The sequence below is a fragment of the Paracoccus sp. N5 genome (assembly GCF_000371965.1).
GTDB lineage: Bacteria > Pseudomonadota > Alphaproteobacteria > Rhodobacterales > Rhodobacteraceae > Paracoccus.
In genome coordinates this window covers 1,553,197-1,574,909 of the sequence record NZ_AQUO01000001.1, presented here as the reverse complement: position 1 = coordinate 1,574,909, position 21,713 = coordinate 1,553,197, and the positions used below count along the sequence as shown (strand labels likewise).

The 21,713-nt window shown below is 70.1% G+C and carries 24 protein-coding genes; 13 read left to right on the top strand and 11 right to left on the bottom strand.

From position 1 onward, the window contains the following. The first annotated feature begins 69 nt into the window (after window positions 1–69). A complete protein-coding gene (gene topA, locus PARN5_RS0107935) occupies window positions 70–2,631 on the top strand; it encodes a type I DNA topoisomerase (RefSeq protein WP_017999241.1) in 2,562 nt (853 codons plus the stop codon). Here topA and PARN5_RS0107930 read toward each other — a convergent pair whose 3' ends face one another. The 3 genes from PARN5_RS0107930 to PARN5_RS0107920 form a co-directional block, all read right to left on the bottom strand. Next, window positions 2,632–3,207, bottom strand: coding sequence for a hypothetical protein (locus tag PARN5_RS0107930; RefSeq protein WP_017999240.1), 576 nt, complete (start codon window positions 3,205–3,207; stop codon window positions 2,632–2,634). It lies immediately after the preceding gene. A gap of 78 nt (window positions 3,208–3,285) precedes the next feature. Beyond that, the gene (locus PARN5_RS0107925) at window positions 3,286–3,930 is read right to left on the bottom strand and encodes a 3-oxoacid CoA-transferase subunit B (protein ID WP_017999239.1); all 645 of its coding nucleotides are present in this window, start codon (window positions 3,928–3,930) and stop codon (window positions 3,286–3,288) included. Beyond that, a complete protein-coding gene (locus tag PARN5_RS0107920; protein ID WP_017999238.1) occupies window positions 3,930–4,658 on the bottom strand; it encodes a CoA transferase subunit A in 729 nt (242 codons plus the stop codon). The genes PARN5_RS0107925 and PARN5_RS0107920 overlap by 1 nt, the downstream gene beginning before the upstream one ends. 110 nt (window positions 4,659–4,768) lie before the next feature. Here PARN5_RS0107920 and PARN5_RS0107915 point away from each other — a divergent pair, with 110 nt between their 5' ends. Continuing rightward, complete coding sequence (locus PARN5_RS0107915; RefSeq protein WP_017999237.1) at window positions 4,769–5,119, top strand: DUF488 domain-containing protein; 351 nt, start codon at window positions 4,769–4,771, stop codon at window positions 5,117–5,119. A 3-nt stretch (window positions 5,120–5,122) separates the two neighbouring features. Here the strand turns inward: PARN5_RS0107915 and PARN5_RS0107910 are convergent, their stop codons facing one another. The 3 genes from PARN5_RS0107910 to rpe are packed head-to-tail and all read right to left on the bottom strand — an operon-like array spanning window position 5,123 to window position 7,454. Further along, window positions 5,123–5,539 carry a DUF1178 family protein gene (locus tag PARN5_RS0107910; protein WP_017999236.1) on the bottom strand — a complete coding sequence of 139 codons (417 nt, stop codon included), beginning with the start codon at window positions 5,537–5,539 and terminating at the stop codon, window positions 5,123–5,125. Window positions 5,540–5,556: 17 nt separating this feature from the next. Next, window positions 5,557–6,765: a glycosyltransferase N-terminal domain-containing protein gene (locus tag PARN5_RS0107905; protein ID WP_017999235.1), complete on the bottom strand. Its 1,209-nt coding sequence runs from the start codon at window positions 6,763–6,765 to the stop codon at window positions 5,557–5,559. Then, complete coding sequence (gene rpe, locus PARN5_RS0107900; protein WP_017999234.1) at window positions 6,762–7,454, bottom strand: ribulose-phosphate 3-epimerase; 693 nt, start codon at window positions 7,452–7,454, stop codon at window positions 6,762–6,764. The genes PARN5_RS0107905 and rpe overlap by 4 nt, the downstream gene beginning before the upstream one ends. Window positions 7,455–7,677: 223 nt before the next feature. Between rpe and PARN5_RS0107895 the strand changes: the two genes are divergently transcribed. The 6 genes from PARN5_RS0107895 to PARN5_RS0107870 all read left to right on the top strand — a co-directional run bounded on the left by PARN5_RS0107895 (window position 7,678) and on the right by PARN5_RS0107870 (window position 14,125). Then, the gene (locus PARN5_RS0107895; protein WP_017999233.1) at window positions 7,678–8,721 is read left to right on the top strand and encodes an Hsp33 family molecular chaperone HslO; all 1,044 of its coding nucleotides are present in this window, start codon (window positions 7,678–7,680) and stop codon (window positions 8,719–8,721) included. Continuing rightward, window positions 8,718–9,302 carry a CoA pyrophosphatase gene (locus PARN5_RS0107890; RefSeq protein ID WP_017999232.1) on the top strand — a complete coding sequence of 195 codons (585 nt, stop codon included), beginning with the start codon at window positions 8,718–8,720 and terminating at the stop codon, window positions 9,300–9,302. The genes PARN5_RS0107895 and PARN5_RS0107890 overlap by 4 nt, the downstream gene beginning before the upstream one ends. Beyond that, on the top strand, window positions 9,299–10,459 hold the full coding sequence (locus PARN5_RS0107885) for a CCA tRNA nucleotidyltransferase (RefSeq protein WP_017999231.1): 1,161 nt from the start codon (window positions 9,299–9,301) through the stop codon (window positions 10,457–10,459). Before PARN5_RS0107890 ends, PARN5_RS0107885 begins: the two co-directional genes overlap by 4 nt. Beyond that, entirely contained in the window at window positions 10,459–12,315 is a 1,857-nt protein-coding gene (locus tag PARN5_RS0107880) for an ABC transporter ATP-binding protein (protein ID WP_017999230.1), read from the top strand. The genes PARN5_RS0107885 and PARN5_RS0107880 overlap by 1 nt, the downstream gene beginning before the upstream one ends. Continuing rightward, entirely contained in the window at window positions 12,312–13,529 is a 1,218-nt protein-coding gene (locus tag PARN5_RS0107875; protein ID WP_017999229.1) for a class I SAM-dependent RNA methyltransferase, read from the top strand. The genes PARN5_RS0107880 and PARN5_RS0107875 overlap by 4 nt, the downstream gene beginning before the upstream one ends. A gap of 65 nt (window positions 13,530–13,594) precedes the next feature. Beyond that, on the top strand, window positions 13,595–14,125 hold the full coding sequence (locus tag PARN5_RS0107870; protein WP_026155269.1) for a L,D-transpeptidase family protein: 531 nt from the start codon (window positions 13,595–13,597) through the stop codon (window positions 14,123–14,125). Window positions 14,126–14,338: 213 nt separating this feature from the next. On the opposite strand, the gene PARN5_RS0107865 is transcribed toward PARN5_RS0107870, so the two are convergent. Then, window positions 14,339–14,731 (bottom strand): GFA family protein, encoded by a 393-nt coding sequence (locus PARN5_RS0107865; protein ID WP_017999227.1) that lies wholly within the window; start codon window positions 14,729–14,731, stop codon window positions 14,339–14,341. Between the two features lie 221 nt (window positions 14,732–14,952). Next, complete coding sequence (locus tag PARN5_RS0107855; protein WP_036744794.1) at window positions 14,953–15,534, bottom strand: CAP domain-containing protein; 582 nt, start codon at window positions 15,532–15,534, stop codon at window positions 14,953–14,955. 225 nt (window positions 15,535–15,759) lie between these two features. Here PARN5_RS0107855 and PARN5_RS0107850 point away from each other — a divergent pair, with 225 nt between their 5' ends. Further along, window positions 15,760–16,416: a L,D-transpeptidase gene (locus PARN5_RS0107850; protein ID WP_017999224.1), complete on the top strand. Its 657-nt coding sequence runs from the start codon at window positions 15,760–15,762 to the stop codon at window positions 16,414–16,416. Window positions 16,417–16,571: 155 nt separating this feature from the next. Here the strand turns inward: PARN5_RS0107850 and hemH are convergent, their stop codons facing one another. Together hemH and PARN5_RS0107840 are read right to left on the bottom strand one after the other, a co-directional pair. Continuing rightward, complete coding sequence (gene hemH / locus PARN5_RS0107845; protein ID WP_017999223.1) at window positions 16,572–17,603, bottom strand: ferrochelatase; 1,032 nt, start codon at window positions 17,601–17,603, stop codon at window positions 16,572–16,574. Further along, window positions 17,600–18,439, bottom strand: coding sequence for a methyltransferase domain-containing protein (locus PARN5_RS0107840; RefSeq protein WP_017999222.1), 840 nt, complete (start codon window positions 18,437–18,439; stop codon window positions 17,600–17,602). The genes hemH and PARN5_RS0107840 overlap by 4 nt, the downstream gene beginning before the upstream one ends. Window positions 18,440–18,470: 31 nt before the next feature. Here PARN5_RS0107840 and PARN5_RS0107835 point away from each other — a divergent pair, with 31 nt between their 5' ends. Genes PARN5_RS0107835 through PARN5_RS0107820 form a run of 4 tightly spaced genes read left to right on the top strand, consistent with a single transcriptional unit; the run spans window position 18,471 to window position 20,872 of the window. Beyond that, window positions 18,471–19,208 (top strand): double zinc ribbon domain-containing protein, encoded by a 738-nt coding sequence (locus tag PARN5_RS0107835; protein WP_026155268.1) that lies wholly within the window; start codon window positions 18,471–18,473, stop codon window positions 19,206–19,208. Between the two features lie 34 nt (window positions 19,209–19,242). Beyond that, a complete protein-coding gene (gene grxC, locus PARN5_RS0107830) occupies window positions 19,243–19,500 on the top strand; it encodes a glutaredoxin 3 (RefSeq protein ID WP_026155267.1) in 258 nt (85 codons plus the stop codon). Between the two features lie 38 nt (window positions 19,501–19,538). Further along, entirely contained in the window at window positions 19,539–20,378 is an 840-nt protein-coding gene (locus tag PARN5_RS0107825; protein ID WP_026155266.1) for a carbon-nitrogen hydrolase family protein, read from the top strand. Continuing rightward, a complete protein-coding gene (locus PARN5_RS0107820; RefSeq protein ID WP_017999218.1) occupies window positions 20,375–20,872 on the top strand; it encodes a helix-turn-helix domain-containing protein in 498 nt (165 codons plus the stop codon). Before PARN5_RS0107825 ends, PARN5_RS0107820 begins: the two co-directional genes overlap by 4 nt. Before the next feature lie 46 nt (window positions 20,873–20,918). On the opposite strand, the gene ubiG is transcribed toward PARN5_RS0107820, so the two are convergent. Continuing rightward, window positions 20,919–21,671, bottom strand: a complete 753-nt coding sequence (gene ubiG / locus PARN5_RS0107815; RefSeq protein WP_017999217.1) for a bifunctional 2-polyprenyl-6-hydroxyphenol methylase/3-demethylubiquinol 3-O-methyltransferase UbiG — start codon at window positions 21,669–21,671, stop codon at window positions 20,919–20,921. Window positions 21,672–21,713: the final 42 nt, after the last annotated feature.

Genomic DNA, 21,713 nt, shown 5'->3' with positions numbered 1-21,713 from the left:
GAAGCCCGGCGTTGACAGTCCGCCGGGCTGTGCCCATGTTCCGGCGCCGAATCATGCGAAGGAATTTTCATGCCTGTCGTCGTCGTTGAATCCCCGGCCAAGGCCAAGACGATCAATAAATACCTGGGCGACGACTATACGGTTCTGGCGTCCTTCGGCCATGTCCGCGATCTGCCGCCCAAGGATGGCAGCGTCGATCCCGATGCCGATTTCGCCATGAAATGGGAGGTTGCGGCGGACTCGCGCAAGCATGTCAAGGCGATCAAGGATGCCCTGGCGAGCGACCCGAACCTGATCCTCGCCACCGACCCCGACCGCGAGGGCGAGGCGATCTCCTGGCACCTGCTGGAAACCCTGGCGCCGGCGCTGAAGAAGGGCGCCGAGGTCAGCCGCGTCACCTTCAACGCCATCACCAGGAATGCCGTGACCGAGGCCATGGCCAATCCGCGCCAGATCGACCAGCCGCTGGTCGATGCCTATCTGGCGCGGCGCGCGCTGGACTACCTGGTCGGCTTCAACCTGTCGCCGGTCCTGTGGCGCAAGCTGCCGGGCGCCAAGTCGGCGGGCCGGGTGCAGTCGGTCGCCCTGCGCATCATCGTCGACCGCGAGATGGAGATCGAGGCCTTCAAGGCCCGCGAATACTGGTCGGTCCATGCCCGCCTGGCGACCCCGCGCGGCGACGAATTCGACGCCACCATGACCGTCTTCGGCGGCAAGAAGCTGGAGCGCTTCGACATCGCCGACGAGGAGGCCGCCAGGCTGGCCGTCGCCGCGATCGCCTCGCGCGACCTTGGCGTCGCCAGCGTCTCGGCCAAGCCCGCCAGCCGCAATCCCTGGCCGCCCTTCATGACCTCGACCCTGCAACAGGAGGCCAGCCGCAAGCTGGGCCTGGGCGCGCGGGCCTGCATGTCGGCGGCGCAGCGGCTCTATGAGGCGGGCCACATCACCTATATGCGGACCGACGGCATCGACATGGCGCCCGAGGCGGTCATGGCCGCCCGCGACGCCATCAAGGCCCGTTTCGGCGCGGAATACCTGCCGAAATCCCCGCGCATGTACAAGAACAAGGCCAAGAACGCCCAGGAAGCGCATGAGTGCATTCGTCCCACCGACATGGGCCTGTCGCCCGACAAGCTGCCGGTCGCGGACAAGGACCAGAAGGCGCTCTACGACCTGATCTGGAAGCGCACCATCGCCAGCCAGATGGAATCGGCGCGGATGGAGCGCACCACGGTCGAGATCGCATCGCCGGATGGCCAGGTCGGCCTGCGCGCCAATGGCCAGGTGATGCTGTTCGACGGCTTCCTGCGCGTCTATGACCAGGGCCGCGACGACGAGGACGACGAGGACGGCCGCCGCCTGCCGCTGATCCAGGAAGGCGAGGCGGCCGAAAAGCGCGCGGTCACGCCCGAGCAGCATTTCACCCAGGCCCCCCCGCGCTATACCGAGGCGACGCTGGTCAAGCGCATGGAGGAGCTGGGCATCGGCCGGCCCTCGACCTATGCCAGCATCGTCACCACGATCCAGGACCGCGACTATGTCCGCAAGGAACAGAACCGCCTGATCCCCGAGGACAAGGGCCGGCTGGTCACCATCTTCCTGCTGAAATACTTCCCGCGCTATGTCAGCTATGACTTCACCGCGCATCTCGAAGGCGAGCTCGACGACATCAGCGCCGGCGACCTGGCCTATCGCGAGGTGCTGCGCCGCTTCTGGCGGGATTTCACCGCCGCGCTGGAGGGCACCAGCGAGCTGCGCATCACCGAGGTGCTCGAGGCGATCGACGACGCGCTGGCGCCGCATCTCTACCCGCCGCGCGCCGATGGCGGCGACCCGCGCGAATGCCCGCTGTGCCACAAGGGCCGGCTGCATCTGAAGACCGCGCGCTCGGGCGGCGCCTTCATCGGCTGCACCAATTACCCCGAGTGCCGCTTTACCCGCCCGATCAGCAGCCCCGATGCCGAGGTGGTGGGCGACACCGTGCTCGGCAGCGACAAGGGCGACGAGATCAGCCTGAAGAACGGCCGCTTCGGCCCCTATGTCCAGCGCGGCGAGGCCACGGCCGAGCAGCCGAAGCCGCCGCGCGCCTCGATCCCCAAGGGCTGGGACCTGGCCGCGGTCGATCTGGAAAAGGCCCTGGCCCTGCTGGCCCTGCCGCGCGAGATCGGCCCGCACCCCGAGGACGGCGTCCCGGTCGAGGCCGGCATCGGCCGCTACGGCCCCTATGTGAAGCACGGCAGCAAATACGCGAACCTGCCGGAGGTGGACGAGGTCTTCACCATCGGCATGAACCGCGCCGTCGAGGTGCTGGCCCAGAAGGTCACCCGCGGCCGCGCCGCCGCCGCCGCACCGCTGGCCGAACTGGGCGAACACCCCGAGGGCGGCCCGGTGCAGGTCATGGCCGGCCGCTATGGCCCCTATGTCAAATGGGGCAAGGTCAACGCCACCCTGCCGCGCGACCTGGAGCCGGGTGCCGTCACCTTGGAACGGGCGCTGGAACTGATCACGGAAAAGGCCGGCAAGGCCAGGAAACCGGCCCGGAAGACCGCCGCCAAGGCCGAAAAGGCCCCGGCCGGGAAGGCCGCCGCCAAGAAGCCCGCCGCGAAGAAAACCGCGAAAAAATCCGCGTAATCAGGCCAGGGACGCCCGCGCCGCCAGCCGCAGCGCATGCGAGGCGTCCCGCGCCACCACCGGCAGCGCCGGATCATAGGCGGCGCGGATCACCCGCGCCAGCGCGGCCGAGGGCTGCACCTCCCGCGCGAATGTCAGCATCGAGCGCACCGCCAGCGCCTCGGCCAATTGCCCCGGATGCGCCTCGGCCAAGGCACCGCCCATGGCGACCAAGGTGATGCAGGCCCGGATCCCGCCGTCGCCGTCAAAGCGGAACACCCGGTACTGGTCCGCCTGCTGCGCCTTCAGCCGCGCCGCCAGGCCGGGCTGCCCGACCAGCCGGTCGAAATCCGGCACGCCCTCCAGCTCGTCCCAATCGCGGACCAGGAAGCTCAGCATATTGGCGCCCATCTCGGGATCGGTCTCGGCCAGGGGATGGCCGGCATGGGCCAGCACCGCCGCCGTGGCGGCCCGGAACACCGCCAGGCTCTCATCCGCCAGGCCGAAGATCACCGGCGCCACCGGCCGCCCCCACCTCGCGCAAAGATACTGCCCGTCGCGGGTGAACAGTCCCGCGATCTCCTCCGCCTGCATCATTCTTTCTTGCCCAAATATCCTCGGGGGTGAATTGCGGCGTCAGCCGCAAGAGGGGGCAGACAGCCCCCCCCTGAAAGCTCAGCCGACGATCGCCGCCTCGGTCGCGGCGCGCAGCTCGGCCTCGCTGACGCCATCGGCCAGCTCGACGATCTTCAGCCCGCCCTCCACCACGTCCAGCACACCCAGGTTGGTGATGATGCGATTGACCACCTTCTGCCCGGTCAGGGGCAGCGTGCAGGCCTTCAGCACCTTCGATTCGCCATGTTTCGAGGTATGGTCCATCACCACCACCACCCGCTTCACCCCGGCGACCAGGTCCATCGCCCCGCCCATGCCCTTGACCAGCTTGCCCGGGATCATCCAGTTCGCCAGGTCGCCGTTCTCGGCCACCTCCATCGCGCCCAGGATCGCCATGGCGATCTTGCCGCCGCGGATCATGGCGAAGCTCTCGGAACTGTCGAAATAGGCGGTCTGCGGCAGCTCGGTCACCGTCTGCTTGCCGGCATTGATCAGGTCCGGGTCCTCCTCGCCCTCATAGGGGAAGGGGCCGATCCCGAGCATGCCGTTTTCCGATTGCAGCGTCACATGCACCCCCTCGGGGATATAGTTCGCCACCAGCGTCGGGATGCCGATGCCCAGGTTCACATACCAGCCGTCCTGCAGCTCCTGCGCGGCCCGCGCCGCCATCCGGTTGCGGTCCCAGCCCTTGGTTTCGGCGGCCATCAGACGGTCTCCTTCTTCCGGGTCGTGTCGGAGACGCGCGAACGGGTCGTGCGCTGCTCGATGCGCTTCTCATGCTGCCCTTGGATCAGGCGGTGGACATAGATGCCCGGCAGGTGGATGGCGTCGGCATCGAGGCTGCCGGTCGGCACGATCTCCTCGACCTCGCAGACGCAGACGCGGCCGCATTTCGCCGCCGGCACGTTGAAGTTGCGCGCGGTCTTGCGAAAGATCACGTTGCCCGACTCGTCGGCCTTCCAGCCCTTGACGATGGCCAGGTCCGCGACGATGCCGCGTTCCAGGATATAGGTCTCGCCGTCGAAATCCTTGTGGTCCTTGCCCTCGGCGATCACCGTGCCGACGCCGGTCTTGGTGTAGAAGCCCGGGATGCCGGCGCCGCCGGCGCGCATGCGCTCGGCCAGCGTGCCCTGCGGGTTGAACTCCAACTCCAGCTCGCCGGACAGGTATTGCCGCATGAACTCGGCGTTCTCGCCGACATAGGAGGAGATCATCTTGCGGATCTGCCGCGAATCCAGCAGCTTGCCCAGCCCGAAGCCATCGACGCCGCAATTGTTGGAGGCGATGGTCAGGTCCTTCGTGCCCGCCTTCAGGATCGCCTCGATCAGCAGCTCGGGAATGCCGCAAAGCCCGAAACCCCCGGCCGCGATCAGCATCCCGTCCCGCAGCAGGCCGTCCAGAGCGGCACCCGCGTCCGCATAGACCTTCTTCATGCAAACCTCCCGTTGTTGGCGCGGCAAGTCTTGGACATATTCCCGAACCCTGTCAACGCGCCGGGAACCGGAACCGCCGGCTCGGGATTGGCCTGCTGAAAGGACCAGCCATGGCAAGGATTTCGCTGCGCCGCGCCTATGACCCGCCCGCCCCGGACGAGGGGCGCCGCATCCTCGTCGACCGGCTCTGGCCGCGCGGCCTCAGCCACCAGACACTGGGCGAGGCGCTGTGGCTGCGCGAGATCGCGCCCTCGGATGCGCTGCGGCACTGGTTCGGCCACGATCCGCAGAAATGGCCCGAATTCCGCCGGCGCTACGCGGCCGAGCTCGACGCCAACCCCGCCCCGGTCGAGGAACTGCGCCGGATCATCGCGCAGGGCCCGGTGGTGCTGCTTTATGCCGCCCATGACCGCGACCACAACAATGCCGTGGCGCTGCGCGATTATCTCGGCGCGCCCTGACGGTCAGTTCACCCGCTGGCGCGGGCGGAAGGGCAGCGGCGCCACCGGAATGCCGTCCTCGATGAGCTTCCTGGCATCCTCGAGCTTCGCCTCGCCATGGATGGCGCGCTCGGGCGCCTGGCCCTCGTGGATGGCGCGGGCCTCGGCGGCAAAGGACATGCCGACGTAATCGGAATGCGCCTCGACATGGCGGCGCATCGCCTCCAGCGCCGCCTCGCGCGGATCGCGGGGCGCGCTCAGCGGAGCCGCGTCCTCGCCCTTGGCGACACGCGGCGCCATCACCGCCTTCTCGACCGCCACCGATCCGCATTGCGTGCAGGCAACCTGGCCCGCCTTCAGCAGGCTGTCGAAGGCGTCGGAATTGCGGAACCAGCCGTCGAAGTCATGGCCTTGGTCGCAGCGCAGGGCATATCGGATCATCGCTTGTCCTTTCCCTGTCACATATCAGGATGCCGGCGGCTTTGCGCAAGATGCCGGATCCGCGCCAGCAGCGGCGCCGGATCTCCCGCCCGCGCCAGCAGAAGCGCCCGTGCCGCATCGCCCATGCCGCGCCGGCGGGCCGCGTCGCCGGCCAGTTCCGCCAGCACGCCGGGCAGCGCGGCCGCGTCGCAGCCCAGCGCCGCGCCCGCGCCGTCCAGCGCGGCATAGGCCTCGGCCTGGTTCGCCACATGCGGGCCATGCAGGATGGCGCAGCGCCAGGCCGCCGGCTCCCAGGGCGTATGGCCGCCGTGATCGACGAAGGAACCGCCGGTGATGCAGATCCCGGCCGCCGCATACCAGCCCGCCATCTCGCCCAGCGTATCGGCCAGCAAGAGCTCCGCCGCCGCCGTTCCGCCCGCGCTGCGCCGGGCAAAGCCCAGACCGCGCGCCGCGATCAGCGCGGCCACGGCATCGCCCCGCTCAGGGTGGCGCGGCGCCAGGATCAGCCGCAGCCCCGGCACCGTGGCGCGCGCGGCGGCCCAGGCGTCCAGCACCAGCGCCTCCTCGCCCGCATGGGTCGAGGCCGCCAGCACCACCAGCCCGCGATCCGCCGGCTCCGGCCCCGGCCGGGTCTGCGCCGGCGCCAAGAGCTTCAGGCTCAGCCGCCCGGCCAGCGCCTCCGGCCGCAGCCCCAAGGCCAGCAGCCGCGCCTCGCTGGCGCCGTCCTGCGCCGAAAGCGCGTCGATCCGGCGCAGCATCGGCCCGATCAGCCCCGGCAGACGCGCCCAACGCGCGGCCGAGCCTTCGGACAGGCGCGCCCCCACCACGACCTGCGCCATGCCCTGCGCGGCAGCCAGGGCAGAGCGGTTCGGCCAAAGCTCGTTCTCGACCGTCACCATGACGCTGGGCCGCACCCGGTCCAGAAAGCGCGCCACCGCCTGCGGCACGTCCAGCGGCGCCAGCGCGCAGGGATAACCCAGCCGCCGCGCCAGGTCGCGCCCGGTCAGGCTGTTCGTGGTCACCACCAGGGGAAAGTCGCGCGCCAGCGCCTCGGCCAGCACCCGGGCCGAAGTCAGCTCACCGACGCTCGCCGCATGCAGCCAGATGCCGCCGGGCGCGACCCTGGGCCCGGCCAGCGCCAGCCGCTCGCGCCAATCCGCCCCCGCCAGCGGCGCCGCCAGCCCCAGCGCGGCGCCTGCCAGGGCCGAGGCGCCGCGCCAGATCAACGCCGGGCAGCCTCGGCCGCCTCGCGGATGGCGCGGATATTGGCGCCATAGGGCGCGGGCTCCGCGACCGAGCCGCCCTTGAACACGGCCGAACCCGCCACCAGCACATCCGCCCCCGCCGCCGCGACCAAGGGCGCGGTGACCGGATCGACGCCGCCATCGACCTGGATATGGATCGGCCGGTCGCCGATCATGGCGCGCAGCCGCGCGATCTTGGCCGTCTGCGAATGGATGAACTTCTGCCCGCCGAAGCCGGGGTTCACCGTCATCACCAGCACCATGTCGCACAGGTCCAGCAGATACTCGACCGCCTCGGCCGGCGTGCCGGGGTTCAGCGCGATCCCGGCCTTCCTGCCGGTGGCCCGGATCGCCTGCAGGGTGCGATGCGGATGCGGCCCGGCCTCGACATGGGCGGTGATCATGTCGGCGCCGGCCTCGGCATAGGCCTCGATAAAGGGATCGACCGGCGCGATCATCAGATGCACGTCCATGAAGCTGGCCACATGCGGCCGGAACGCCTTCACGGCCGGCGGGCCGAAGGTCAGGTTCGGCACGAAATGCCCGTCCATGACATCGACATGCACCCAATCGGCGCCTTGCGCCTCGATGGCGCGGATCTCGCGGCCGAAATCGGCGAAATCCGCCGACAGGATGGAGGGCGCGATCTTGATCTTGCGGTCGAATGTCATGGCGGGCTCCTGCAAACGCCCGCCCCGGTTACCGCCACAACCCGCCAGCCGTCAACACGCGCGAAACGCCGGCTTTCTTTCTTGTCGAAATATCCCGGGGGGGCCGCGCGGCACGCGCGGCGGGGGCAGCGCCCCCTTGGGCTTTCGCGCGCAGGGCCTATATTGAAGGCCAAAGCGCGCCGCCGCCCTCGGCCCCGCGCATCCGCATTCCGAAGGACATAGGATGACCGAAACGAAGGAAATCTCCTGGGACGACAGCGTGCTGCCCTTCCAGCTCGAACGCTCCGGCATGCGCGGCCGCGTCGCGCGGCTCGGCGCCACGCTGGAACATATCCTGTCGCGCCACGACTATCCGGTCGCGGTCAGCGCCATGCTGGCCGAACTGACCACGCTGACCGCGCTGATCGGCCAGACCATCAAGCTGCGCTGGAAACTCTCGCTGCAGGTGCGCGGCAACGGCGCCATCCGCACGCTCGCCACCGATTATTACGCCCCGGAATCCGAAGGCGCCCCCGCCCGCATGCGCGCCTGGGCCAGCTTCGACGCCGAGCGGCTGAACCCGGACGCGCCGGGCTTCGACCAGCTCGGCCAGGGCTATTTCGCCGTGCTCATCGACCAGGGCGAGGGCACGACGCCCTACCAGGGCCTGACGCCGCTTTCGGGCGGCGCGCTCGCCGCCTGCGCCCAGACCTATTTCGAACAGTCCGAGCAACTGCCGACCCGGTTCGAGCTGACCGTGGGCCGCGCCCGCCTGCCCGGCACCGCGGGCGAGCATTGGCGCGCCGGCGGCGTCATGCTGCAGACCCTGCCCGCCGCCAGCCACGCCGCGCCGCAGGGCGAGGCGCTGGAATCCGCCGACATCCTGCAAGGCGCGCAATCCGAGGACTGGACCCGCTCGACCATGCTGATGGCCACGGTCGAGGCGATCGAGCTGGTCGATGCCGCGCTGCCGCTGCCGAACCTGGTCTTCCGGCTGTTCCACGAAGAAGAGCCGACCTCCTTCGCGCCGCAGCACCTGGTCTTCGGCTGCTCCTGCAACGCCGACCGGGTGCGCGGCACGCTGTCGATCTATTCGCAGAAGGACATCGGCCACATGACGAACGAGGACGGCATCGTCACCGCCGATTGCCAGTTCTGCGGCGCGCATTACGAATTCGACCCGAAAAGCCTCGGCTTCGAGGCGACGGTCGATGCCGAAGGCCAGCCGCTGCCGCCGAAAAGCCGCGCCCCAGAAAACCGGGCTCCAGAAAACCGGGCCGCGCATTGAGCAGCATCCGCCAGCAGCTGCTGCGGGCCCTGTCGGGAACGACGGGGCCTTCGTCCGACTACGACTTCGGCGCCGCGCCGCCGGGCGAGGCGCCGCTGCGCCCGGCCGGCGTGCTCGCCGCCTTCGACGCCGAAACCGGCCGGCTGATCCTGACCAAGCGCGCCTCGGGACTGCGCCACCACCCCGGCCAGATCGCGCTGCCCGGCGGCAAGGTCGATCCGACCGACGCCGACGAAACCGCCGCCGCCCTGCGCGAGGCGCATGAGGAGGTGGGCCTCGACCCCGCGCAGGTCGAGGTGCTGGGCACCATGCCGCCGCATCGCACCGTGACCAATTACGCCATGACCCCGGTGCTGGCCTTGGTCCATGGCCCCTTCACCCCGGTCCCCGAACTGGGCGAGGTCGAGGAGGTCTTCACCGTGCCCTTCGCCCATGTCGCGAACCCGGCGCATTACCATGTCGAGGGCCGGATCTGGCGCGGCGCCCGGCGCGACTATTACGTCGCCCCCTGGGGGCCCTATTACATCTGGGGCGCCACCGCCCGCGTGCTGCATTCCCTGGCCCGAAGGCTCGTCCCATGACCCGCATCACCGCGCCCTTCCTCGACGACCCGGCGCTCATCGCCGTCATGGCCGCGCTCTCGGCCGACGGCGCGCAGGCGCTGGTGGTCGGCGGCGCCGTCCGAAACGCGCTTCTGGGCGAGCCGGTCGCCGACATCGACCTCGCCACCTCGGCCCGGCCCGAGCAGGTGATCCGCCTGGCCGAGGCCGCCGGGCTGCGCGCCGTCCCGACCGGCATCGAGCATGGCACCGTCACCATCGTCGCCGAAGGGCGCGGCTATGAGGTCACGACCTTCCGCCGCGACGTGGAAACCTTCGGCCGCCGCGCCGTGGTCGCCTTTTCCGACCGGATCGAGGATGACGCGCAGCGCCGCGACTTCACCATGAACGCGCTCTATGCCACCGCCGAGGGCGCGGTGCTGGACCCGGTCGGCGGCCTGCCCGACCTGGCCCGGCGCCGGCTGCGCTTCGTCGGCGATGCCGAGACCCGCATCCGCGAGGATTACCTGCGCATCCTGCGCTTCTATCGCTTCCTCGCCCGCTATGGCCGCGAGGCCGATTTGCACGCGCTTGCCGCCTGCGCCGCGCTGCGCGGGGGCTTGCGCGGGATTTCCCGCGAACGCATCGGGCACGAGATGCGCAAGCTTCTGGACGCGCCCGACCCGTCGCGCGCGCTGGCGCTGATGGCCGAGGCGGGCGTGCTGCCCCTGGTCCTGCCCGGCGCCGATGCCGGCGACATGGCCGAGCTGGTCGCGGCCGAGCATGATTTCGGCACCGGCGCCCTGCCCTGCTGGCCGCGCCGGCTGGCGCTGCTGGCGGCCGACGACCCCGCCGCCGCCCTGCGCCTGTCGCGCGACGAGGCGCGCGAACAGGACCGCATCGCCCAGGCACTGGCGCTGCCCGCCGCCGAGGCCGCCTATCGCCTCGGCCGCCGCGCCGCCGCGCAATCGGTGCTGATCCGCGCCGCCCGCGGCGCACCGCCGCCCTTCGGCTGGTGCCATGCCGTGGCGAAGGGCGACCAGGCGCAATTCCCGCTGGCCGCCCGCGACCTGATGCCCGATCTGTCGGGCCCGGCGCTGGGCGCCGCCCTGAAACGGGCCGAGACGGCCTGGATCGACCACGATTTCGCCCTGGGCCGCGACGCGCTGCGCCGCATCGCCCTGGAACAGGACCGCTGATGCACAATCTTTTCGCCCGCCTGATCGACGCCTTCCGCCCGGCCGAGGGCCCGCCGCCGCGCACGCTGCTCGCCTTCTTCCGCTGGTGCCTGTCGGGCGCCTGGCCGGGGCTGGTGATCGCGGCCGTCGCCTCGGCGCTCAGCGGCATCGCCGACATCGTCTCGGCGGTGATGCTGGGCTGGGTGATCGACGCGGTGACCACGACCACGCCCGACAGCCTGCTCGCGGACAAGGGCGCGCTGATCGCGGGCTTCGTGATCTTCTTCCTGGTGGTGCGGCCGGCGATCTTCGGGCTCTCGACCGCCAGCTCGTCCGTCATCATTGGCCCGAACCTGTTCCCGCTGGTGCTGTCGCGGCTGCACCGCTGGACCATGGGCCATTCGGTGACCTTCTTCGACAACGACTTCGCCGGCCGCATCGCCCAGAAGCAGACCCAGACCGCCCGCGCCGTGACCGACGTCGCCTCGGAATTCGGCAACGTGGTGGCCTTCGCGCTGGCCTCGATCCTGGGCTCGGCCGCCTTCCTCGTCTCGGTGGACGGCTGGGGTGCGCTGGCGATGCTGGTCTGGCTCGCGAGCTATGTCCTGCTGATCCGCTTTTTCCTGCCGCGCATCCGCAGCCGCTCGGCCAGCCGCGCCTCGGCCCGGGCGCTGGTCACCGGGCAGGTCGTCGATACCATCACCAACATCAAGACCGTCAAGCTCTTCGCCCATGCCGAGCATGAGGAAAACGTCGCCCTCGGCGCCATGGCGGGCTTTCGCGAGCGCGCGCTGGACTTCGGCCGGGTCAGCACATGGTTCCGCTTCTCGCTGATGTTCGTTGCCGGCGCCCTGCCGGTGGTGCTGATCGGCGGCACGCTGCTTCTGTGGCGCGACGGGCTGGCGACGGCCGGCGACATCGCCGCCGCCGGCGCCATCTCGATGCGGCTGGCGCAGATGACCGGCTGGGTCAGCATGGCGCTGATGGGCGTCTGGGGTTCCATCGGCGAGGTCGAGGACGGCATGAAGACCCTGTCGCCGCCCCATGCCCTGACCGACAAGCCCGGCGCCATGGGCTTGGGCCGGGTGGCGGGCCGCATCGACTATGACCATGTCAGCTTCGCCTATGGCCGCGACACGGGCAGCGGCGGCATCCGCGACCTCGACCTGCACATCGCCCCGGGCGAGAAGCTGGGCGTGGTCGGCGCCTCGGGCGCGGGCAAGTCCACCATGGTCTCGCTGCTCTTGCGGCTCTACGACGTCGAACAGGGCGCCGTCCGCGTCGACGGCCACGACCTGCGCGACGTGACCCAGGAAAGCCTGCGCCGCAACATCGCCATGGTCACGCAGGAAACCGCGATGTTCAACCGCTCGGCCCGCGACAACATCCTCTATGGCCGCCCCGACGCCACCGAGGACGAGATCATCGCCGCCGCCCGCGCCGCCGAGGCGCATGACTTCATCCTGTCGCTTCAGGACCACATGGGCCGCAAGGGCTATGAGGCGCATCTGGGCGAACGCGGCGTCAAGCTCTCGGGCGGCCAGCGCCAGCGCATCGCCCTCGCCCGCGCGCTCTTGAAGAACGCCCCGATCCTGGTCCTGGACGAGGCGACCAGCGCATTGGACAGCGAGGTCGAGGCCCAGGTGCAAGAGGCGCTCTCGCGCGCCATGCAGGGCAAGACCGTGCTCGCCATCGCGCACCGCCTCTCGACCATCGCCGAACTCGACCGCATCGTGGTGCTCGAGGCCGGGCGCATCGTCGAACAGGGCAGCCATGCCGAACTGCTGGCCCGCGGCGGCACCTATGCCCGCTACTGGAACCGCCAGTCCGGCGGCTTCCTCGGCACCGACGACGATCCGGCGGAGGCTGCCGAGTGATCTGGGACATCGCGCGGCTGGGCCGCAAGGGCGACGGCGTCGCCATCTCGGGCGAGGCGCGGGCGCTTGCCGCCCTGACCCTGCCCGGCGAGACCGTCGAGGGCGAGGCCCAGGACGGCCGCATCGCCGCCCCGCGCATCCTGACGCCCTCGCCCGACCGGGTGCGCGCGGCCTGCCCGCATTACCGCGCCTGCGGCGGCTGCACGCTGATGCACGGCTCGGATGCTTTCGTGAAGGCCTGGAAGGTCGGCGTCGTCACCGAGGCCCTGCGCGCCCAGGGGCTGGCCGCGCCCATCGCCGGCGTGCATATCTCGCCACCGCGCTCGCGCCGCCGCGCCGTGCTCTCGGGCCGGCGCACGAAAAAGGGCGCGCTGGTCGGCTTCCATGCCCGCGCCTCCGAGGTGATCGTCGACCTGGCCGATTGTCCCGTCCTGCGCCCGGCGATCCTTGCGGCCCTGCCGCTCTTGCGCGAACTGACCGTGACCGGCGCCTCGCGCGCGGGCGAACTCGCGCTGACCGTGACCGAGACCCCCGCCGGCCTCGACATCGCCGCCAGCGGCGGCAAGCCGATGGACCCGGCGCTGTTCTCGGCCCTCGCCGCACTGGCCGAGCGCGGCGACCTGGCGCGGCTGACCTGGAACGACCAGCCGATCACCCGCCGCCCGCCGGCCCTGGCCATGGGCCGCGCCCAGGTGGTCCCGCCGCCCGGCGGCTTCCTGCAGGCCACGGCCGAGGGCGAGGCCGCGCTGCTTTCCGCCGTGCGCGACATCACCCGCGGCGCCGGCCGCCTGCTCGACCTCTTCGCCGGCTGCGGCACCTTCACCCTGCCCTTGGCCGAGACCGCCGAGGTCCATGCCGTCGAGGGCCTCGCCGCGCCGCTCGCCGCGCTGGATGCCGCCGCCCGCCGCGCCCCCGGCCTGCGTCGAATCACGACCGCGGTCCGCGACCTGTCCCGCCGCCCGCTGCTGCCCGACGAGCTGGGCTATGACGCAATCGTGATCGACCCGCCGCGTGCGGGCACCGAGGCGCAAGCCCGTGAAATCGCCCGCATCGGCGCGGCAAAACTGGCCTGGGTCAGCTGCGATCCGGTGACTTTCGCAAGGGATGCGCGGATTCTCGCGCAGGGCGGCTGGACGATCTCCCGGCTTTTCGTGATCGACCAGTTCCGCTGGTCGCCGCATGTCGAAACCGTGGCGGAATTCCGCCGACGCTAGCGAAGTTTTAACCTCTGTGGTATTTCATAGCAAAACGAGGCGCATAACGCGCACAGAGGGCAGTGATGATTCAGGCAATACGCGCCTTGATCGCGGTGGTATCCATCGCGCTTCTGGCAAGTTGCGGCGGCGACAGCAGCCAGCCCGCACCCAGCAAGTTCAAGTCCTATTCCGGCCCGCCCGTGACCCAGGTCGTGGTCAAGAAGGGCGAGCGCAAGCTTTACCTGATCTCGGGCCGGACGGTGCTGAAAAGCTATGACGTCGGCCTGGGCAGCCAGCCCGTCGGCGCCAAGGTGTTCGAGGGCGACGGCAAGACCCCCGAGGGCGTCTATTTCATCGACCGCAAGAACCCGGCCAGCCGCTATCACCTGTCGCTGGGCATCTCCTACCCTTCGGCGCAGGACGTGGCGCATGCGGCGATGCTGGGCCTGCGCCCCGGCGGCGACATCATGATCCACGGCCTCGGCCCCGAAGGGCGGGCGCTCTCGAAGCAGCGCCGCGACTGGACCGCCGGCTGCATCGCGGTGACGGATGAAGAGATCGAAGAGATCTTCGCCATGCTGCAACCCGGCGTGCCGATTTTCGTCTATCCCTGACGCGACCGACACGGCCCCGCCCGCGCGGGGCCTTTTTCATCGGGCGCGCGTCCCGTTGCAGGCGGGCTGCCGGCCGTCCGATGACCGCGTGCAGGGCGGCAGGCGGCCCTGGGCCGGATCAGCCAGGCCGCACCCCGCGCTGCCGTCCATGCGATTCCGCAGCGCCTGCGCCCCGCCATGTCGCAACCCGCACCCTCCTTCGCAACGATCCGATCACCGCTGCGCCGCATTGCCATCCTCGCGATCCCGCGCATAGCAGCGCCCGACCGGGAATGCCGGCAGCCAGCTTTCGCGGCGGATGGTCCAGGCTTCATACTCCGGCACCAGCAGGTCCGGCGCATCCAGCGCGCCCAGATGGACCTCGATCTCCTCGCCGCTGCGGGCAAAGACCGACGAGCCGCAGGTCGGACAGAAGCAGCGCCCGCGCCAGTCGCGCGCCTCGCCCGTGACCGTCACCGCCGCGCGCGGAAAGATCGCGGCGGCATAGAACAGCGCGCCGTGATGCTTGCGGCAATCCAGGCAATGACAGATGGCGACCCGGTCCGGCCGGCCCCGCGCCACGACGCGCAAGGCGCCGCACAGGCAGCCGCCGTTGAATTCCTCCATGCCGCGCCCCTCCCCCGGCCATCTTGGCACAGGAGGCAACCGGCTGCACGCGCGCTGCACGGCCGGTGTACGCGCGGTGTACGCCTGTCACACCCGGTTTTCCGGCGAAATCAAGGGCATGATGGCCGCGTTGCGCGACCGGCGCACGCCGCTGTTGCGGACATGGAAAAAGGCGCGCGGCCGGTCCCCCGGCACCGCGCGCCCGAATCGCTTTGCCGTGGTCAGAGCGTGCTGACGCCCACCGGCGCCGGCGCATAGCCGCCCGCCATCGGCATCGCCATGCCGCCGCCCGCGCCGCCGGTGATCAGCACCCACCAGATCTTGCCCGAGGGCTCCTGATACCAGCCGGCGCCGAACTCGCTCGCCTTCGGATCCATGATGACGTCGCGGGTGTCGCGGTTCTGCATCCAGGCGTTCAAGGTGGTGATTTCGTTCTCGTAAGTCTCCGAGATGTTCTCGCCCACCAGATGGCCCGAATAGCCCTGGCGCCGCACCCGGTCCAGCGGCGACGAGCCGTCCGAGCCGAAATGCCAGGCCCGGTTCTGCGCCGCCATGTCGCGCGCATGCACCTTGGCGGCGGCGTCCAGCATCGGGTTCTGCACCAGCCCGGCGGCGCCGGAATTGGCGCGTAGCGCGTTGATCTGGCCGACCAGCCGGGCGGGGATCTGCGCCTCTTCCTTCGGGGTGATCTTGTAGGCCACCGGCAGCGGCTGCCCGTCGGGGCCCAGCTGCTGCTGCGGCGCCCGCTGGCAAGCGGTCAGCGCCAGCACCGAAACCAGCGCCAAGGTCGTGAATTTCAGCATGATGTCCTGTCCCAGATATTTTGCGCCAGCCATACAAAAGCCCGGCCCCCGCTTCAAACCCAAGATTGCGTGAGCGCCACAGTCTGCGACTCTGTTGCGACAATGACGCTTGTTTGAATTGCAAGCCGCCCGCCCGGGGCGTAAGCGCGGCCTTGTAACGACCTCTCGCAAAACTCGGGCAGAGAAGGCCGCGTCAAGCGGCCCGTCATATATCAGGAGCGACAGATGATGACGCCGAAGAATCCGATCTCGCGTCGGACATTCCTTTCCACCTCGGTGGCGCTGGGGGCTGCGGGCCTTGCCGCCCCGGCCATCGCCCAGCAGATCGACCCCTATACCGGCCAGGTGCTGCAAGGCAGCGGCGGCGGCGCCACGCCCGACGCCGGCATGGTGCAATACGACGCCAACCAGGATTCGCGCCGCAATATCTCCAGCTTCCGCATGCAGGACTGGCAGCCCTATTTCAGCACGCTGACCAATGGCGCCATCCTCGTGGACCTGCCCTCGCGCTGCCTGCATTTCTGGTCCGAGGACCAGTCGGTCTACAAGCTGTTCCCGACCTCGGTCCCGGTCAGCCCCGACCTGACCCGCACCGGCCGGACCGAGATCATCAAGAAGGTCGAAGGCCCCAGCTGGGCGCCGACGCCCGAGATGCGCAAGCGCAACCCGGAATGGCCGGAATTCGTCAAGCCGGGCGACCCGCTGAACCCGATGGGCACCCATGCGCTGTGGCTGTCCTGGCAATATTACCGCATCCACGGCACCCACGACACGCGCAAGATCGGCCGCAAGTCCTCGAACGGCTGCATCGGCCTCTACAACGAACACATCAAGCAGCTCTACGACCTGACCAAGGTCGGCACGCAGGTGATGCTGATCTGACGAAAGGCCCCGCGCGGGGCCTTTTTCACAGCTTCTTTCTTGTGAAAATATCCCGGGGGCTTTCGAGCGCCCGGAAAAAGGTCCGCCGGACCTTTTTCAGCGAGAAAGGGGCCGGCAGGCCCCCGGGGGCAGCGCCCCCGGCAGCAGCGGTCCCCTCAGACCCAACCGCCCAGGTTCTCGGCGATCACCGCCGCCAGCACATCGATATGCGCCGGCTCGGCGTTCAGGCAGGGGACATAGGTGAATTCCTTGCCGCCGGCATGGATGAAGGCCTCGCGGATCTCGCCCTGGATCTCTTCCAGCGTCTCGATGCAATCGGCGGAAAACGCCGGCGAGATCACCGCGATCTCGGTGATGCCCTGCCGCGCCAGTGCGGCCACATGCTCGACGGTATAGGGCCGCAGCCATTCCTCGGTGCCGAAGACCGACTGGAAGCTGGTGTCGATCACGCCCTCGGGCCAGCCCAGCCGCTCGCGCAGCAGGCGCGAGGTCTTCTGGCACTGGCAATGATAGGGGTCGCCCTCCATCAGATAGCGCCTGGGCATGCCGTGATAGCTGGCGACCAGCTTTCGCGGCACCTTGCCGCCCAGGGCCCGCTCGACCGAGCCGGCCAGCGCGTCGATATAGTCGGCGCGGTCGAAATAGGCCGGCACGGTGCGCGATGCCGGCTGCCATTTCTGCGCCATCAGCGCGCGGAAGAACTGGTCGTTCGCCGTCGCCGTCGTCGCGCCCGCGTATTGCGGATACAGCGGGAAGAACAGGATGCGGTCGCAGCCGGCCTTGACCATGCGCTCGACCACGTCCGGGGTCGAGGGATTGCCGTAGCGCATGCAGAAATCCACCATGACCCGGTCGCCCCACAGCGCCGAGGCCCGCTCGCGCAGCGCCGCCACCTGCTGCCTGGTGATGGTCATCAGCGGCGATTCATTCGCCTCGTTGTTCCAGATCAGCCGGTAGTTCGCGCCCGAGGTGAAGGGCCGCTTGCTCAGGATGATGGTCTGCAGCAGCGGCTGCCATTTCCAGGCCGGATAGTCGATGACGCGCTTGTCGGACAGGAACTCGCTCAGATAGCGCCGCATCGACCAGTAGTCGGTGGCATCCGGCGTGCCGAGGTTCGCGACCAGCACGCCGATCTTGCGGGCCGGGATCGAGGGGTGGCTGGCGGGGGCGTGCTCGGGCAGGGTCATCGGGGCTTTCTCATGCTGGCAAGGGCCTCGGCCAGGGGAACCTTGGCCGAGCCCGGGCGGAGCGGTTGCTGCTGACTGGCATCGGGCGCCCAGCCGGTCAGGAAGACCAGTTCGAACGTCGCCCGGATGCGCGTCGCGTCCTGCGGGTCGGGATGCGTTTCGGCATAGATCTGCGCCGCGCGCAACAGGACATCGCGTCGCGTCGGGTGCCGCAGCCGGCCGGCCAGCGCATTGCCCTCGCCCATGGCGCGCAGGTCGCGGGCCAGGTGGAAAAGGCTCTGATAGCTGACGGTCTGGGTGATCTGGTCGGCCACCGGCAGCGCCAGGCCGGCGCGCGGCAAGAGCCCGCCCAGGTCGCGGATCTCGGCCATGGGCAGGACGCGGGGCGAGAGGCCGCCGGCGACCTCGGCCTCGGCCCGGGTCAGGGCCTCCCGCAACTCGTGCAGGCTGCGCCCGCCCGGGCAGGCGGCAACGAACAGCCCGTCGGGACGCAGCGCGCGGGCGGATTGCGCGATCTGGCCGACCGGGTCTTCGGCCCAATGCAGCGCCATGGCGTGGATCACCAGGTCATGCGCGCCGGGCGCCAGGTCCAGCACCGGCGTGTCGGCGACGATGCGGGCCTCGGGCAGGACGGCGCGCCAGAAATCGGCATGGCCGGTCACCACGGCGGGGGCGGTAAACCTTCTGTTAACCTCGGAGAGCCTATCCTGGATCTCGTCGGCGGTGATTCGATGCAGGAAATCCACCAGGCCCAGCGCTTCGGCCCGGGTCCGGTTCCGGTCGAGTGCGGCGCGATCGGTCAGGCTGGGAACGGGATGGGGACTGTCGGACATCATGGGGGCGCAACATAGGGGGCTTCGCGGCCTGATGAAAGGCGCATTGCGGCTGGTCTATCCGCCGCAATGCCTGTGCTGCGGCGCCCCGGTCGGGCAAGAGGGCGGGCTCTGTCCCGGGTGCTGGCGCGAGGCCGAATTCATCCCGTCCAGCTGCTGCTCGCGCTGCGGCGTGCCGCTGCCCGGCGACGGGCTCAGCGAGGAGGCGGATGCGGCGGCGGGGCTTCTGGTCTGCGACGACTGCCTGGCGGTGCAGCGGCCCTGGCTGCGCGGTCGGGCGGCGCTGGTCTATCGCGGCACCGGGCGCAAGCTGGCGCTGATGCTGAAGCACGGCGACCGGCTGGACCTGGCACCGGCCTTGGGCGACTGGGTGGCGCGCGCCGCCCTGCCCCTGGTCCGGCCCGAGATGCTGGTGGTGCCGGTGCCGCTGCATCTGCGCCGGCTCCTGAAGCGCAAGTACAACCAGGCCGAGATGCTGTCGCGCGCCGTGGCCCGCGCGCATGGCCTGCCGCACGAACCGCGGCTGCTGCGCCGCATCCGGCATACGCCGATGCAGGACCACGGCTCGGCCGGCGACCGTTTCGCCAATCTCGACGGCGCCCTGGCGGTGCCGGCTCGGATGGCGCCGCGGGTGCAGGGTCGCGCGGTGCTGCTGGTCGATGACGTGATGGCCTCGGGCGCGACGCTGGCGGCGGCGGCCGCGGCCTTGCGGGCGGCCGGATCGGGGCCGGTTTCGGTCGTGGTGCTGGCGCGCGCGGTCAAGGATACCTAGATAGAGGGTCCAGACATGAACACGGGACCCCATGATGGCCAAGGTCGAGATCTATACCACGCCCACCTGCCCCTATTGCATGACCGCCAAGGCGCTGTTGCGCAAGAAGGGCGTCAGCTATGAGGAAACCGACGTCAGCCGCGACCCGGAGTTGCGCGCGGCGATGACCCGGCGCGCCGGTGGCCGTCGCACCGTGCCGCAGATCTTCATCGACGGCCAGCATGTCGGCGGCAGTGACGACCTGCATGCGCTGGAGCATCAGGGCAAGCTGGACGGCATGCTGGCCGCATGACGGACCCGGTGGGCGGCCCCCTTGCCGGATCCGGCCCGCTGACCGCCGGGCTGGTGCAGCTGTGCGTCTCGGACGACCCGGCGCGCAACCTGCCGGTCACGCGCGACCTGATCCGCGCCGCGGCGGCCGGCGGCGCGCAATGGGTGCTGACGCCCGAGGCCACCAACCTGCTGGGCGCCAGCCGCGCATTGCAGGACCGCATCCTGCATGTCGAGGCCGAGGATCCGACGCTCGCCGCGCTGCGCGACGAGGCGCGGGCCTTGGGCATCTGGCTGCTGATCGGCTCGCTGTCGCTGAAGACCGGCGTGGCGGGCGAGAACCGCTTTGCCAACCGCAGCTTCCTGATCGCGCCCGATGGCGGCATCCGGGCGCGCTATGACAAGCTGCATATGTTCGACGTGACGGTCTCGGACCGGGAATCCTATCGCGAATCGGCGGCCTTCCGTCCCGGCGACCGTGCCGTGCTGGCCGAGGGGCCGATGCCGGTCGGCATGACGGTCTGCTACGACTTGCGTTTTCCCTATCTCTATCGCGCGCTGGCCAAGGCCGGGGCGCAGGTGCTGACCGTGCCCGCCGCCTTCAACGACACCACCGGCGCCGCGCATTGGGAGGTGCTGCTGCGCGCCCGCGCCATCGAGACCGGCTGCTTCGTGCTGGCCCCGGCGCAATGCGGCACTCATGCGACGCATTTCGACCCCGACCGCCGCCCGCGTCGCAGCCACGGCCATTCGCTGGCCGTCGATCCCTGGGGCGAGGTGCTGGCCGATGGCGGCACGGAGCCCGGCGTCACCATCGTCACGCTTGACCCGGAGGCGGTCCCTGGGGCACGGTCCCGCATCCCGTCGCTGACGCATGACCAAGACTTCACCGGCCCATGATCGACAAGACCCACGACAGCCCGCACGGCGCCGAGGCCTCGGCCGATTCGCTGGCGGCAAGCCTGTTTTCCGAGGTGTTCATCGCCGACCAGCTGGCGCGTGACCTGATCGGCAAATCGCTGCCCAAGGGCATGCAGATCTCGCATTTCTCGGTGCTGAACCTGCTGGCGCATCTGAATGTCGAGCGCACGCCGGCCGAGCTGGCCGAGGCGTTCCACGTCACGCGCGGCGCCATGACCAACACGCTGTCGCGGCTGGAATGGGCCGGGCATATCCATATCCGCCCGGACTGGGACGATGCGCGGCGCAAGTTCGTGGCGATCAGCCCGGCGGGGCGGGCGGCGCGGGACGCGGCGCTGGCGGCCTTCATGCCGCGAATCGCCGATGTGGTGCGCGATGTCGGCGCCGACCGGGTGCGCGCGGCGCTGCCGGTGCTGCGTTTGCTGCGCAAGCAGCTGGAAGAGACGCAACGTCAGGTCACCCGCTCCCGCTGAATGCGCCGATTGCGCGGTCGCGGGGGTATTTGCAAAACAGAGAAGATCAGGCGCCGCGCAGCGCGGTCATCGCGTAATTGACCGAGAGGTCGCGATGCGACAGCGACCAGCTCCAGCCCAGCGGGTTGAAGACCATGCCGCAGCGGTCGACGACGCTCAGGCCGGTGGCCTCGGTCATCTGCGCCAGCTCGTCCGGGGTGATGAAGCGGCGCCAGTCGTGCGTGCCCCTGGGCAGCCAGCGCATCACCCATTCCGCGCCGAGGATGGCCGCCGCGAAGCTGCGGGCGGTGCGGTTCAGCGTGGACTGGATCAGCATGCCGCCGGGCTTCACCAGATTGCGGCAGGTGGCGATGAATTCGGCGGGCTCGGCGACGTGCTCGACGATCTCCAGCGCCATGACCACGTCATAGGCCCGGCCCTCGGCCGCCAGCGCCTCGGCCGTGGTGGCGCGGTAGTCGATGGGCAGGTCCTGTTCCTGCGCATGCAGGCTGGCGATGGCGATGTTGCCTTCCGCCGCGTCGGCGCCGGTCACGGTGGCGCCCAGCCGCGCCATCGGCTCCGCCATGAGCCCGCCGCCGCAGCCGATGTCGAGCAGCGTCAGCCCCTGGAACGGCAGCGGCGCCGCGAGGTCGCGGCCGAATTGCGCCGCGATCTGGCGGGTGACATAGTCCAGCCGGGTCGGGTTAAGCATGTGCAGCGGCTTGAACTTGCCCTGCGGATCCCACCATTCCCGCGCCATGGCCTGGAACTTGGCGACTTCGGCGGGGTCGATGCTGCTGGGGGCTGCTCTTTCGGTCATCTGGCCGTCCTTCATGTGGCGGGCGCGCGCGAGGCGTTATAT

Bases quoted from the DNA above. Each gene is read 5' to 3' on its own strand.
- topA (WP_017999241.1), top strand. From the start codon at position 70: ATGCCTGTCGTCGTCGTTGAATCCCCGGCCAAGGCCAAGACGATCAAT.
- PARN5_RS0107930 (WP_017999240.1), bottom strand. From the start codon at position 3,207: ATGATGCAGGCGGAGGAGATCGCGGGACTGTTCACCCGCGACGGGCAG.
- PARN5_RS0107925 (WP_017999239.1), bottom strand. From the start codon at position 3,930: ATGGCCGCCGAAACCAAGGGCTGGGACCGCAACCGGATGGCGGCGCGG.
- PARN5_RS0107920 (WP_017999238.1), bottom strand. From the start codon at position 4,658: ATGAAGAAGGTCTATGCGGACGCGGGTGCCGCTCTGGACGGCCTGCTG.
- PARN5_RS0107915 (WP_017999237.1), top strand. From the start codon at position 4,769: ATGGCAAGGATTTCGCTGCGCCGCGCCTATGACCCGCCCGCCCCGGAC.
- PARN5_RS0107910 (WP_017999236.1), bottom strand. From the start codon at position 5,539: ATGATCCGATATGCCCTGCGCTGCGACCAAGGCCATGACTTCGACGGC.
- rpe (WP_017999234.1), bottom strand. From the start codon at position 7,454: ATGACATTCGACCGCAAGATCAAGATCGCGCCCTCCATCCTGTCGGCG.
- PARN5_RS0107895 (WP_017999233.1), top strand. From the start codon at position 7,678: ATGACCGAAACGAAGGAAATCTCCTGGGACGACAGCGTGCTGCCCTTC.
- PARN5_RS0107885 (WP_017999231.1), top strand. From the start codon at position 9,299: ATGACCCGCATCACCGCGCCCTTCCTCGACGACCCGGCGCTCATCGCC.
- PARN5_RS0107880 (WP_017999230.1), top strand. From the start codon at position 10,459: ATGCACAATCTTTTCGCCCGCCTGATCGACGCCTTCCGCCCGGCCGAG.
- PARN5_RS0107870 (WP_026155269.1), top strand. From the start codon at position 13,595: ATGATTCAGGCAATACGCGCCTTGATCGCGGTGGTATCCATCGCGCTT.
- PARN5_RS0107865 (WP_017999227.1), bottom strand. From the start codon at position 14,731: ATGGAGGAATTCAACGGCGGCTGCCTGTGCGGCGCCTTGCGCGTCGTG.
- PARN5_RS0107855 (WP_036744794.1), bottom strand. From the start codon at position 15,534: ATGCTGAAATTCACGACCTTGGCGCTGGTTTCGGTGCTGGCGCTGACC.
- PARN5_RS0107850 (WP_017999224.1), top strand. From the start codon at position 15,760: ATGATGACGCCGAAGAATCCGATCTCGCGTCGGACATTCCTTTCCACC.
- hemH (WP_017999223.1), bottom strand. From the start codon at position 17,603: ATGACCCTGCCCGAGCACGCCCCCGCCAGCCACCCCTCGATCCCGGCC.
- PARN5_RS0107840 (WP_017999222.1), bottom strand. From the start codon at position 18,439: ATGATGTCCGACAGTCCCCATCCCGTTCCCAGCCTGACCGATCGCGCC.
- PARN5_RS0107835 (WP_026155268.1), top strand. From the start codon at position 18,471: ATGAAAGGCGCATTGCGGCTGGTCTATCCGCCGCAATGCCTGTGCTGC.
- grxC (WP_026155267.1), top strand. From the start codon at position 19,243: ATGGCCAAGGTCGAGATCTATACCACGCCCACCTGCCCCTATTGCATG.
- PARN5_RS0107820 (WP_017999218.1), top strand. From the start codon at position 20,375: ATGATCGACAAGACCCACGACAGCCCGCACGGCGCCGAGGCCTCGGCC.
- ubiG (WP_017999217.1), bottom strand. From the start codon at position 21,671: ATGACCGAAAGAGCAGCCCCCAGCAGCATCGACCCCGCCGAAGTCGCC.